Consider the following 13,193-nt stretch of genomic DNA (forward strand, 5'->3'; position numbering starts at 1 on the left):
TATATTTTTCCCTAAGGAATTACACCCGCTTATCTTTTATCAAGCTTTTTGGCCAATAGATTTCCTATAAATTGAACTGCCTGAACCATGACAATGAGCACAATAACGGTTGCAATCATGATGTCAGGCCTGAAGCGTTGGTATCCATAACGGATAGCCAAATCTCCAAGACCACCACCACCTATGGCACCAGCCATGGCAGATTCTCCAATTAAACTTATAATGACCGTGGTGAGCTGTGCTACTATATTGGGCATGGCTTCTGGTAAAAATACCTTGCGTATAATCTGTAAAGGTGTGGCTCCCATGGATTGTGCTGCCTCAACAATACCATATGGAATTTCCCGCAAAGATGTTTCTACCTGTCTGCTGATAAATGGGATGGAAGCCAGTACCAGCGGTACCATGGCAGCCGTAGTCCCAATGGCACTGCCAACGATGAGCCTGGTCAATGGGATAATGGCAACCATCAAAATAATAAAAGGGATAGACCGGATAGCATTCACTATTCCTCCAATAATTCTGTTAAGGGGGATACATTCAAGTATCTGTCCCTTGGATGTTGTGTGTAAAAGTACACCCAGAGGAATTCCCAGCACAGAGGAAATGAGCATGGAAACAGTTACCATGTACACCGTTTCCCCCAAGGCCTTACTGATGAGTGGAAACATGTCTGCTGACATAGCCAATCACCTCCACTTTTACTTTTTGTTCCTGCAGGTAATCCATAGCAGCCGCTATATCTTCCTGGGTACCTTCCATACCTATAATGAGCCGACCAAATGGTGCGCCCTTTATGTCATCCAGACTTCCAAAGAAGAGGTCAGCACTGACATTAAATTTCTTCACGAGATTGGAAATGATGGGATCATTTGCAGTTTCACCTATAAAGGTAAGACGCATTAAAAGTATTCCTTCCGGCACAGGTTCCGGTGAAATATTGATATTTCTGAAGTCAACAGGAAGATCATTACTGAGCAGTACACTGATAAATTCCTTGGTAATGGACTGTTGCGGATTAATGAATACATTGAGCACATCACCCTCCTCGGCGATAATGCCTTTGTCTATTACAGCGACCTTATCACAGATTTCCTTGATGACCTGCATCTCGTGTGTAATAACGACCACTGTGAGATGCAGCTGTTTATTGATTTCCCTGATTAACTGCAAAATTGATTTGGTGGTCTGTGGGTCAAGGGCAGATGTAGCCTCGTCACACAGCAATATTTTTGGATTGCTGGCCAATGCCCTGGCAATGCCAACCCGTTGCTTCTGTCCTCCGGAAAGCTGTGAAGGGTATTGATCGGCCTTGTTTTCCAGTCCGACCATTTTTAAAAGCTCGTTGACCCGTCTGGTAATATCATCTTTTGATTTATGGGATAGCTGGAGTGGAAAAGCAACATTATCAAATACAGTAGCAGAAGAAAGCAGGTTGAAATGCTGAAATATCATTCCAATCTCCTTGCGTGCATTTCTAAGCTCTGTGTCACTGAAGGCGGTAATGTCTTTTCCGTCAATAATTACCTTACCCTTTGTGGGACGCTCCAATAAATTGATACATCTTACCAGGGTGGATTTTCCGGCACCGCTAAGACCGATAATACCAAAAATTTCACCCTTGTTGATATGCAGGCTTATGTCCTTTAACGCATGTATCGGTCCGGATGGTCCATGGTATATTTTCTCAATGTGAGATAAATTAATCATTAATTTCACATCCTTATTAAATAATGATCTGAAAAATATTATAACTCTGTGTAAGATGTCCCCTTCCTCTACAGGTGGGGGGACAAACCTTAACGGGTGGTGAGCATATCTCCCACCTCGTTGCGACACGAAGTTAGTCCCTTTAGGGGAAACGCTAATTGGAAGATTTTTCTTTTTAAAAGAAAAATTTGAACAATGGCGTTATAAATAAAATATGATGCCTGATGGCTGTTACATGATGTTATTATAACTTTTTTTAGGCTAAAATCAAGGTAAAATGTAACATTGTTTACACCCAGAAAATATATTATTATTTTTCTGGCAATTAAACAGAGGGGTGATGTAGGACTTTTTGGAATGTCAATGAAGGAATTTTTTTATCAGGCGAAGTAAAAACAATTACTAAAGGGCCTTTTTTTATTGACAAAATCAAGGATTATGTTATAAACTGTACGAGTAAATTGAAATTTTGTGACGGTTGCGTTTGAATTATTGTGCAATTGTACGAAAATTCAATGGTTTAAGGCAACTTAAACTTTATATGTGTATTAATGAAAATGGGGGATTGTTATGGTAAAGGACAAAGCTACGGTTGTCGTTGTTGGCGGCGGAGCTACAGGTGTTGGTATCCTGCGTGACCTCTCTATGCGTGGCATTGATGCTCTGCTGATTGAGAAGCTGGATATGGTAAATGGTGCCAGCTCCCGCTATCATGGACTTCTGCACAGTGGTGCCCGCTATGCAGTAAGAGACCAGGAAGCTGCAAAAGAATGTATTGAAGAAAATACCATCCTGCGTCGTATTGGTAAGTCCTGTGTAGAGGCTACTACCGGTATGTTTGTGCAGGTTGAGGGTGATGACCCGGATTTCGTTGATCCTTGGGTAAAGGGTTGTGCGGAAAGTGGTATCAAGACCCGTGAACTCAGCAAGGAAGAGGCCCTTCGTTTGGAGCCAAATCTCTCCCGCAAGCTGGTTCGTGCTTTTGAGGTTCCGGATGGTGCTATTGACGGTTTCCGTATGTCCTGGCAGAATGTTCAGTCTGCTGCCCGTTATGGCGGCCGTTACAAGACCTATACTGAACTCATAAAAATAAATATAGAAAATGCTACAGTTAAGAGCATTACTGTTCGTGATAATGTAACCAAAGAAGAGTATGACATTGAGTGCGAGATTTTAGTAAATGCAGCCGGTCCTTGGGCCGGAAAGGTAGCTCAGATGGCTGGCCTGGATTGCTCTGTAAGTCCTTCTAAGGGTACTCTCATTGCATTCAACCAGAGAATCTCCAGTCGTGTTGTAAACCGTCTGCGTAAGCCATCTAATGGTGATATTTTCGTACCGCATGGTTCTATAACCATTCTGGGTACTTCATCTATTACTATTCCTGATCCTGAAGATACTTCTACTTCATGGGATGAGGTGGAGGAGCTCATGAAGACTGGTGAGGGTGTATTCGAGCATTTGCGTGATTATCGTATCCTCCGTGTATTCGCCGGTTCACGCCCTCTGTATGTTCCTAAGGGAGCTGATGGTGGCCGTAACGCATCCCGTGGCTTCGTTACTCTTGATCATGAGGAAATGGATGGCCTGAAGGGTATGATGACCATCTGCGGTGGTAAATTTACTACCTATCGTCTCATGGCTGAGAAATTCTGTGATGTTCTTGCTCCAAAGCTTGGTAATACAGCTAAATGCCGTACTGCAGAAGAGGATTTGGTTCCTGCTGTTTCTGAAGCTGATAAGAAGGCTGCCCGTCAGTACTTCCCATCTTATGGCGTAAATCTTGCTGCTACCCGTTTGGGCACTGAGAAGTTCCCTGAGGTAGTCAAGACCTTGAAGGAACAGCCTGAGACCCGTGAAGTCCTCTGTGAGTGTGAAAATGTTACAATGGCCGAGGTTATGAGGATTGCTCAGGAACCAACCAGTCATAGTGTAGCTGATGTAAGAAGAAGAACCCGTCTTGGCATGGGTACCTGTCAGGGTAACTATTGCGCAATCCGCAGTGCAGCTATTGCGAACAAACTGTTCAAGAATAAGCTGGAAGGATGTAATGATTCCCTCAGTGATATGAAGAACTTCCTGCAGGCCAGATGGAAGGGCATAACTCCAGTAATGGCTGGTAAGACTCTTCGTGAGGCTGAAATGACCAGAGGCATGTATGAGGTATTGTTCAATGTAAATGGGGGGAGACGCTAATGAGCAAGTCAGATGTAGTTGTTATCGGTAATGGTTTGGCCGGCCTGATGTCAGCTCTTGTTAGTGCTGACCAGGACAAAAAGGTAACACTTCTGTCCTATGGTGCGGGTACTTTCCCTCTTAACAGTGGTGTTATTGATATAATGGGATATGATGACTCAGGCAAGGCTGTAGCTAATCCAGCTCAGGCTGTAGCTGCAGTGGCTGATGAGCATCCATATAAGAAGATAGGTCTTAATACTGTTGAGGAGGCTGTCAAATTTTTCCAGGAAGTGGTTGCTGCTGAGGGCTTCCCTTATGTTGGATCACTTAATGAGCAGCAGTGGTTGGTAACTGGTGTTGGTACATTAAAGCCATCTTGTCTCGTTCCTGAATCCATGCAGGGTTCCAAGTGCTTTGAGGCTTCTGAAATAGTTCTGGTAGGTGTTAAGGGCTTGAAGGATTATTATGTAGATATGGTGGCTGAGAACCTTGCCAAGGAGCTGGGTAATGACAAGAAATATACTGTCATTACTGTTGATCCTCATTATAAGGGTGCTCGTGACCTGACTACCAAGGATGTTGCTGCCTGGATGGATACAGACGCTGGTTATGCGGATTTTGTTTCCCAGGTGAAGGGGAATGCTGGTGCAGGAAAGGTATTTGTTGTTCCTCAGATTCTTGGGATGAAGGGCAATATTGTATATAAGAAGATCGTTGCAGAGCTGGGCTGCCCTGTAGTTGAAACTACTGCAATGCCACCATCTGTCAATGGACTTCGCCTTCGTGATGTACTCCTGAGTGCATTGAAGAAAAAGGGAATTACTGTTATTGAGAATTCCAAGGCTGAAGAAGCTGTTTACGATGGCAGCAAGGTTGTTGCTGTCAAGGCTGGCGGCGAGGTTCGTCTCCAGACTTACTATGCTGACAAATTTATTGTGGCAACTGGTGGCTTCTACAGCGGCGGTATCACCATGCGTGATTTTGGCGATGCCAAGGAGGTCGTTTTTGGTCTTCCTATCGAGATTGATTGTGTTGAAGAACGTTGGGTAAATAAGCAGCTCTTCTCTGATAAGAAGCAGACCTTTGCAAAAACTGGTGTGAGGGTTGATACAACTCTCCGTGGTGTGGATGAGTCCGGCAATGTAGTTCTTGAGAACGTTTATGTTGCAGGCCGTAACCTCAGTGGCTATGATTTCTGCTTTGAGCATTCCGGCAATGGTGTGGCTTTAGCTTCTGCTTATAAGGCAGCCAAGGCTTGATTGAAAGGAGTATTATATTATGGAGTTAGAAGAAAGAGCAAGAGATTCAGCCGATAATTGTATTGCCTGCACATCTTGTGTGGCAGTGTGTCCGGTTACCAAGGCTAATCCAGACTATAGAGGGCCAAAACTTGTTGGTCCTGCTCATAATCGTATGCATTTTTCTGATGAGCATGATTATGAGGATTCTTTGAAATTATGTTCCAACTGCAAAAATTGTGATATCACCTGTCCTAACGGTGTATCTGTTGCAACCCTTAACATGTTGGAACGTGCTAAATATTATAAGGCTCATCCAGAGAAGCATACTCAGGCTGATAAGATGCTCAGCCACAATTTCCAGATGGCTGATATGCTTAAGAGTATCCCATTTGGCAGAACTTGTGCAAATATTGGCATGTCCATTGGTGAAGCAATGGGTATGATGGGTGCTATGGGGATTTCTCCTCAGCGTAAATCACCAAGATTTGCCACTAAATATTTCCGTGAAATATACAAGGAAATTAAACAGCCTGAAGGCCTCACCAAGGAAGTTTTGTTCTTCCCTGGCTGCTATATTGATACTAATGATCCAGAGGTTGGTGTAGCTTTTGTCAAGGTTATGAATGCCAATGGCTACAAGGTCCTCATGGATGATCGCTTTAAGTGCTGTGGTTCTCCGTTGGTTGTAGGCGGCTATCTTGATGAGGCAAGAAGTCATGCAGATAATAATGTTGCAATTATTAATGAATACGCTGCAAAGCAGATTCCTGTAGTTGCTTGCTGTACTTCCTGCTCATTGATGTTAAAGGCTGAATATACTGAACTTTTCGCTCAGGAAGAAATGGCTGAGGCTGCAAAGAATGTATATGATGCATTTGAATTCCTGACAATTCTTGCTGACAAGGGTGAGCTGAAGAAGGTACAGGTTTCATCTGATAAGAAGTTTATTTATCATGCACCTTGTCATCTTCGTGCGCAGGGCATGGGTATGCCGGCAGTTGATCTCCTGAAGGAGATTGGCGTAAATATTGACAGTGCGGATGCAGGTTGCTGTGGTATGTCCGGTTCATATGGTTTCCATAAGGAGAATTATGAGACTTCCATGAAGATCGGCTCTGAACTGTTTGATAAGATTAATGCCAGTGGGGCACACAAAGTTGTATGCGATTGTGGTACTTGCCGTGAACAGATAAGGCATGGTACTAATGCAAAGACCACGCATCCAATTCAGGTGTTGGCAAAGGCTTACGAGATGTAAGCCTCAGTAATGATGAGAAGATTCAAGGCAGATATCATTAAGGGAGATAATGAGGGGGGTTTCAGTGAGGATCCCCTACAGCCTGAATCTATCATAGATATGCCAGAGGGTTAGAGAGGTCCACTGGCAGAATATTTATAATTTTAAGGGGGATTTAAAAAAATGGCAAAGAAGTATGTTATGGCGTTAGACGCTGGAACTACAAGCAACAGAGCAATCATCTTTGATGAAAACTCTAAGATTGTAGGTGTTTCTCAGAAGGAATTCACTCAGATTTTCCCTCAGCCAGGTTGGGTTGAGCATGATGCTGATGAAATTTGGAGCACAATGACTACAGTTATGAAGGAAGCTCTTGAGCAGAGTGGTCTTGCAGCTAGCGACATTGCAGCCATTGGTATCACAAACCAGCGTGAAACCACTGTTGTGTGGGATAAGCACACAGGGCGTCCAGTATACAACGCAATCGTTTGGCAGTCCCGTCAGACTGCTGATATTGCTGATGGCCTTAAGGCTAAAGGTCTTACTGAAGAATTCAAGAATAAGACTGGCCTGACCATCGATGCGTATTTCTCAGGAACCAAAATTACCTGGATTCTGGAAAATGTTGAGGGAACTCGTGCCCGTGCTGAAGCTGGAGATTTGATTTTTGGTACTATTGACACCTGGTTGATTTGGAAGTTAACTGGTGGTAAAGTCCATGTTACTGACTATTCCAATGCTTCCCGTACTTTGATGTACAACATCAAGGAGTTGAAGTGGGACGAGCAGCTCTTATCTTATTTGAAGGTTCCTGCATGCATGCTGCCTGAGGTTAAGCCTTCATCCTGCCGTTATGGTTTCACTGAGCCATCAATTTTGGGTGCTTCAGTTCCAGTTTCCGGAGCAGCAGGTGACCAGCAGTCTGCATTGTTCGGTCAGAACTGCTTCGAGCCTGGTATGGCTAAGAATACCTACGGTACTGGCTGCTTCATGCTGATGAATACCGGTACTGACATCTATGACTCCAAGAATGGTTTGGTTACTACCATCGCCTGGGGACTTGATGGCAAGGTAGAGTATGCTCTTGAAGGGTCTATCTTCGTAGCTGGTTCAGCTATCCAGTGGCTCCGTGATGGTGCGCGTATGGTTGATTCCGCTCCTGATTCCGAGTGGGTTGCCAAGAAGGTTCGTGACACTGCAGGTGTATATCTCGTTCCTGCATTTGTTGGTCTCGGTGCTCCATATTGGGATCAGAATGCCCGTGGTATGATTATTGGTATTACCCGTGGTACTACCAAGGCTCATATTGTTCGTGCTACTCTTGAATCTTTGGCTTATCAGACCAAGGATGTACTTGGTGCTATGGAAGCAGATTCCAACATTAAGTTGGCTTCCCTGAAGGTTGATGGCGGTGCTGTTGCCAACAATCTGCTGATGCAGTTCCAGGCTGATATTCTCGGTGTTCCTGTAGACCGTCCTCAGATCATTGAGACTACTGCACTTGGTGCAGCTTATCTTGCTGGTCTTGCTGAAGGTGTATGGGCAAACAAGGAAGAACTGAAGACTGCATGGAAGCTGGATGTACGCTTCGAGCCTGTAATGCCTAAGGAAGATGCTGACAAGCTCTACAAGGGTTGGAAGAAGGCTGTTAAGCATTCAATGCATTGGTTGGACGAAGACTAATATTATCATAATAGGCGTTTTAATAAATTCATGGACTGGTGTCAGCTGTTTGGGGATGTTGGCACCAGACATGAATGAGGTTTCATTCATTAATTTTTTGAAAGAGGGATAAAAAAATGGATAATTTGTTAGGCGAGTTTGTGGGAACCATGGTACTCATGGTATTTGGTTGTGGCGTTAATGCCAATATGACTTTGGCTAAGACCTGTGGTCATGGCGGTGGTTGGATCTGCACAACTACTGGATGGTGTTTTGCAGTATTGTTTGGTGTTTACACTTCTGTAGCTTTGGGTGCTCCTCAGGCTGACTTGAACCCATCTGTTACTATTGCAAAGACTTTGGCTGGTGTATATACCTGGCCTCAGTTCTGTGCTACCTCTATCATCCAGATTCTTGGTGGTATTGTTGGTGCAATCATTGTATACCTCGCATATCTCCCACATTGGGCTGAGACTGAAGGAAGCAAGCTGGGTGTATTCTCCACTGGTAATGCAGCAGGTAACCATATGACCGGTTTCATTGCCGAGCTTATTGCTACTTTCTTCCTGATGTTCGGTATCTGGTGTATCTTCTCCAAGGGTGTAGGCGGAGAAATTGGTCTTGCTCCTGGCTTTGGTCCTTATCTTGTAGGTATGCTGATCTGGGCACTTGGTCTTTCCCTTGGTGGTCCTACCGGTTATGCAATGAACGCAGCTCGTGACCTTGGTCCAAGAATTGCACATGCAATTCTGCCTATTCCTGACAAGGGTGATGGCAACTGGGGCTATGCTTGGGTTCCTGTAGTTGCTCCACTTTGCGGTGGTGTATTGGCTTATGTTGTAGCAAGTGCAACCGGCATAATCTGATAGTTTAATTAAAAGGTAATTACAAAAACAGCACCTCTGCCTGTATTGAATGTAGGCAGAGGTGTTTTGTATTAATATTGATATTTCCTGTTGGGATACATAGCCAGCCTGATTGTGGAAAATTTACTTTTACGAACAAGAAAAATTTGAACAATTAAGTTATCATATATACTAAAATAATGACAGATGATATAATATGTGATAGTAAGTTGTAGGAGGAAATTATAATGGATGATAAGAAAAAAGCAATGGTGAAATTGATTATTGGCTTGCTGGCAGTTTTTTTAATAGGATTTATAGGTCTTTCATTGTATCAGTCTTCAATGAACAACGATTTTAATAATATCTCTACTACCGAGATTGAACGGGTTGGTGACACTTATACCGGACTTTATCATCGGCCTGATTGCCCAAAGGCAAAGACTATAGTCAATCCAGTATACTTTAACGAAGGGACAACTGCCGCAGAGAATAATAAGAAGGCAGAGAAGGAAGGTTATGTCCCTTGCAAGCGCTGCAAGCCAAATGAATGATAATGAAAACCTGAAAAGGAAAGGCCTTTGTTAACTTGTTTTGCAAGGGCCTTTTAGTGTTGAGGCATAATTATGGCAATAAAAAAACCAACTCCACCTACTGCACCGGTCCCACCAGTTTCGCCTAAGGACCAGACTGATTCTCAAGATTCCGGAAATGCTACTGATACGCCAATGGCTTCTCCTCCGAGCAAGGATTTTGGCGTACATATAACTATATCATCTCCGGATAGCCATCAGACAACCGGGCAGCATACAAATTCAGGAGAACATACCAAGCAACAGAGTGATACCGGAAAGACTGATACAGATCAGGAAGCAAATGATGGAACAGCGAAAAACACAATACAGACACAAGCGCCAGTAATGCAGCAGGAAACACAGGTGCCGACGGAAAATCCAGGCATAAATGTTCATACTGGAAATCAGATGGGACAGATTAGCATATGGCCTTTTGTAATTGTATTTTTGGCGGCTTTTGCAGGTTTTACACTGATGAATATAATGAAATCAAAATCACCTGCAAGGCAATCTCCGGACCAAGCTGCTCCTAAACAGGACAGGCATGAGGTGGAGGCTGTAAAAAATAAAAATGATAAAAAAGATGATGACCAGCATAAGCATTTTGAAATTCGTGTTTAATATAGTGCTTTATGAGACATTTTTTTACAAAAACATTATTTTAAAGTATAATAAAGAGATGAGAGAATTAGGGAAGATTCCTTCCTGATTATATGGAGGTCATTAAGGTGTTAGATATTAAATTTGTCAGAGAAAATATGGAAGCTGTTCAGGAAATGCTTAAAAAAAGAAATAATAGTTTGTCCCTGGACGGGTTTATTGATATCGAAAAAAAACGCCGTGAGATATTGTCTGAGGTCGAGAATCTTAAGGCAAAGCGTAATACTGCGTCCAAACAGATTGGTGTAATGAAAAAGGCTGGTGAAAACACTGATTCAATAGTTGCTGAAATGCAGGCAGTCGGTGATGAGATTTCCAAATTGGACAGTCAGTTGAAGGACATCGAAGGCAATATTCGTGATATTATGCTCAGCATTCCTAATATGCCAAAGGATGATGTACCTTATGGTGTCGATGATACAGATAATCCTGAAGTAAGGAAATTCATGAACCCTACAAAATTTGACTTTGAACCAAAGGCACACTGGGATTTGGGCGAAGAACTTGATATTATTGATGCAGAGCGCGCTGCAAAGGTTACAGGTGCCAGATTTACATTTTATAAGGGATTGGGTGCCCGACTGGAGCGTGCCCTTATCAACTTTATGATGGATCTCCATGCTACAAAGCACGGTTATACTGAAATGCTGGCGCCATGTGTTGTAAATAAGGACAGCATGATCGGTACAGGCCAGTTGCCTAAATTTGCCGAGGATATGTTCAAATTAGATGGCTTGGATTATTATATGGTTCCTACTGCTGAGGTTCCAACTACTAATTACCATAGAGAAGAAATCCTTGATGGGGACAAATTACCCGAATACTATTGTGCTTATACTGCCTGTTACAGAGCAGAGGCCGGTAGTGCCGGGCGCGATACCAGAGGACTTATAAGACAGCATCAGTTCAATAAGGTTGAGCTGATTAAGTTCACTAAGCCAGAGGATTCATGGAATGAGCTGGAGAAAATGGTCGACGATGCGGAGGATGTACTTCGCATCCTGGAAATTCCATATCATGTAGTTCTTTTGTGTACAGGTGATATGGGCTTCACGTCAGCCAAGACTTACGATATTGAGGTATGGATGCCAGCACAAAATTGTTACCGTGAAATATCATCATGCTCCAATTGCTTGGATTTTCAGGCGCGCCGTGCCAATATCAAATTCCGGAGAGATGCAAAGAGCAAGCCGGAATTTGTACATACATTGAATGGTTCGGGATTAGCTGTTGGCCGTACTTTTGCTGCAATTCTGGAAAACTACCAGCAGGAAGACGGGTCTGTAGTGGTTCCAAAGGCACTCATACCATATATGGGTGGAATAGAAATAATCAAAAAAGAAAATCTTTAATTGCTAGTTAATAAAAAGTATATACCTATGTCAATGATGACTATGTTTTTAGGGTGAAAGACGGTAGTTTTGTCAGTATCCCCGCTAATGTACAATATGGGATTAAATATTGTAAGGACATAATGGGGACATCTTTAGCCAAGTTAAATATAGCCTGCCCTTTTGGGCAGGCTATATTATGTTTAAGGAGGAGATAGTTATGACAGGTAGAGCGGTATGGGCAGAAATCAATTTGGCAGCTTTGGAGAATAATATACGGAATATAAAAAGCTGCATTCAGAATGGTGCAAAATGGTGTGCCGTTGTCAAGGCAGATGCCTATGGTCATGGTGCGATTGAGGTTGCAAAAAAGGCAGTAGAGATGGGTGCGTCATATTTGGCTGTGGCAGTATTAAGTGAGGCTATAATGTTGAGGAAAAAAGGCTTCACCGTACCAATCTTAATACTGGGTGCTACTCCAAATGAGTGTGCAAGGGAATTGGTGGCCTATGATATCACACAGGCGATTTTTACCATTGAACAGGCGAAGGCAATATCCGCAGAAGCTGTAGCACAACATAAAACAGCAAAGGTACACCTGAAAATAGACACAGGGATGCATCGTATCGGAATAAGATCGGAGCTGGCAGGGGAGTTTGCCAAGGGGATTTCGGTAATGCCCGGAATAAATCTGGAAGGAATATTTTCCCATTTTGCCTTGGCAGATGCTGAAAATAAAAGTTATGCAAAAAAACAGTTGGCTGATTTTAAAACAGCAATAGCTAATGTTGAAAATGTGGGAGTAGACATCCCGATTAAACATATTGCAAATTCAGCTGCTATTTTGGAGATGCCTGAGGCACACTTTGATATGGTGCGTGCCGGCATAATATTGTATGGACTGTGGCCATCGGATGAGGTGAAGCATGTAATCGAATTGAAGCCTGTAATGAAGTTATGTGCAAAAATAGTATATTTGAAAAAATTACTACCTAAAGAATCAATTAGTTATGGCTGTACATGGACAGCTGACAGGGAAAGTCTGATTGGTACATTACCTTTAGGGTATGCAGACGGATATACCAGGATGTTAAGTGGGAAAGCCCAGGTGGAATATAGAGGTCAGAGGGCACCAATTGCCGGCCGCATATGCATGGATCAATGTATGGTGGATTTAACTGATATCGATAAAATAAAAGAAGGAGATACGGTAACATTATTTGGATCTGATAATCTTACAGTTGATGAAGTAGCAGGATGGTTGGGAACTATAAATTATGAATTGCCATGTATGATCAGCCCGCGGGTACCGAGAGTATACCTGGGGAAGTAGCATGTTCCAGCTTCATCAAATTGATGAGACAGGTCATCAGGACAGATGTGTCCTTGTTTCCGTTTGTGTCTGCAAGGCGTTTGATAACATCATGCTTCTGCTGTTCTTCCATTCTTAAATCAACCTTTCTCATATTGTTTACCTTCATACCTAGGAGGTAGAATAACATATTTGGGACATTTTCTCTTGTGGTTTAATGAGACATTATCATAAATGGATTACAAATAATGAAATTATTTTAAAATAATTCTTGACAAAGAATTGCTATTGAGATATTATATAGAAGCTGACTCATGAAGTCGGCGGTGTTCTTTGAAAACTAAACAATGCAACAGGAATCATGCACACATGATTCAAGCCAGATGATGGTATTACTTCTTCGGAAGTAATAAACATACAATAGTTTGTTGGAGCAATATCCAAG

General features: G+C 42.8%; 12 protein-coding genes. 9 read left to right on the forward strand and 3 right to left on the reverse strand.

The window, feature by feature from the left end; translation table 11 throughout:
• Nucleotides 1-29: 29 nt before the first annotated feature.
• Both K6C05_RS01085 and K6C05_RS01090 read right to left on the reverse strand, forming a co-directional pair.
• Nucleotides 30-683: a methionine ABC transporter permease gene (locus K6C05_RS01085; RefSeq protein ID WP_296730454.1), complete on the reverse strand. Its 654-nt coding sequence runs from the start codon at nt 681-683 to the stop codon at nt 30-32.
• Nucleotides 652-1,710, reverse strand: a complete 1,059-nt coding sequence (locus K6C05_RS01090; RefSeq protein WP_296730455.1) for a methionine ABC transporter ATP-binding protein — start codon at nt 1,708-1,710, stop codon at nt 652-654. The genes K6C05_RS01085 and K6C05_RS01090 overlap by 32 nt, the downstream gene beginning before the upstream one ends.
• 570 nt (nt 1,711-2,280) lie before the next feature.
• Here K6C05_RS01090 and glpA point away from each other — a divergent pair.
• The 9 genes from glpA (at nt 2,281) to alr (ending at nt 12,769) form a co-directional block, all read left to right on the forward strand.
• Nucleotides 2,281-3,903: an anaerobic glycerol-3-phosphate dehydrogenase subunit GlpA gene (glpA, locus tag K6C05_RS01095; protein ID WP_296730456.1), complete on the forward strand. Its 1,623-nt coding sequence runs from the start codon at nt 2,281-2,283 to the stop codon at nt 3,901-3,903.
• Entirely contained in the window at nt 3,903-5,144 is a 1,242-nt protein-coding gene (gene glpB / locus K6C05_RS01100; protein ID WP_296730457.1) for an anaerobic glycerol-3-phosphate dehydrogenase subunit GlpB, read from the forward strand. Before glpA ends, glpB begins: the two co-directional genes overlap by 1 nt.
• 19 nt (nt 5,145-5,163) lie before the next feature.
• Nucleotides 5,164-6,384 carry an anaerobic glycerol-3-phosphate dehydrogenase subunit C gene (locus tag K6C05_RS01105; RefSeq protein ID WP_296730458.1) on the forward strand — a complete coding sequence of 407 codons (1,221 nt, stop codon included), beginning with the start codon at nt 5,164-5,166 and terminating at the stop codon, nt 6,382-6,384.
• Nucleotides 6,385-6,546: 162 nt separating this feature from the next.
• The gene (gene glpK / locus K6C05_RS01110; protein ID WP_296730459.1) at nt 6,547-8,046 is read left to right on the forward strand and encodes a glycerol kinase GlpK; all 1,500 of its coding nucleotides are present in this window, start codon (nt 6,547-6,549) and stop codon (nt 8,044-8,046) included.
• A 116-nt stretch (nt 8,047-8,162) separates the two neighbouring features.
• Nucleotides 8,163-8,891 carry an MIP/aquaporin family protein gene (locus K6C05_RS01115; RefSeq protein WP_296730460.1) on the forward strand — a complete coding sequence of 243 codons (729 nt, stop codon included), beginning with the start codon at nt 8,163-8,165 and terminating at the stop codon, nt 8,889-8,891.
• Nucleotides 8,892-9,118: 227 nt separating this feature from the next.
• A complete protein-coding gene (locus K6C05_RS01120; RefSeq protein WP_296730461.1) occupies nt 9,119-9,424 on the forward strand; it encodes an Ada metal-binding domain-containing protein in 306 nt (101 codons plus the stop codon).
• A 72-nt stretch (nt 9,425-9,496) separates the two neighbouring features.
• Nucleotides 9,497-10,066 carry a hypothetical protein gene (locus K6C05_RS01125; RefSeq protein WP_296730462.1) on the forward strand — a complete coding sequence of 190 codons (570 nt, stop codon included), beginning with the start codon at nt 9,497-9,499 and terminating at the stop codon, nt 10,064-10,066.
• Between the two features lie 107 nt (nt 10,067-10,173).
• The gene (gene serS, locus K6C05_RS01130) at nt 10,174-11,457 is read left to right on the forward strand and encodes a serine--tRNA ligase (RefSeq protein WP_296730463.1); all 1,284 of its coding nucleotides are present in this window, start codon (nt 10,174-10,176) and stop codon (nt 11,455-11,457) included.
• Nucleotides 11,458-11,656: 199 nt separating this feature from the next.
• On the forward strand, nt 11,657-12,769 hold the full coding sequence (gene alr, locus K6C05_RS01135; RefSeq protein WP_296730464.1) for an alanine racemase: 1,113 nt from the start codon (nt 11,657-11,659) through the stop codon (nt 12,767-12,769).
• Here alr and K6C05_RS01140 read toward each other — a convergent pair.
• The gene (locus K6C05_RS01140) at nt 12,732-12,902 is read right to left on the reverse strand and encodes a hypothetical protein (protein ID WP_296730465.1); all 171 of its coding nucleotides are present in this window, start codon (nt 12,900-12,902) and stop codon (nt 12,732-12,734) included. The genes alr and K6C05_RS01140 overlap by 38 nt on opposite strands.
• Nucleotides 12,903-13,193 lie beyond the last annotated feature (291 nt).

The sequence above is a fragment of the Anaerovibrio sp. genome, from assembly GCF_024697385.1.
GTDB lineage: Bacteria > Bacillota > Negativicutes > Selenomonadales > Selenomonadaceae > Anaerovibrio.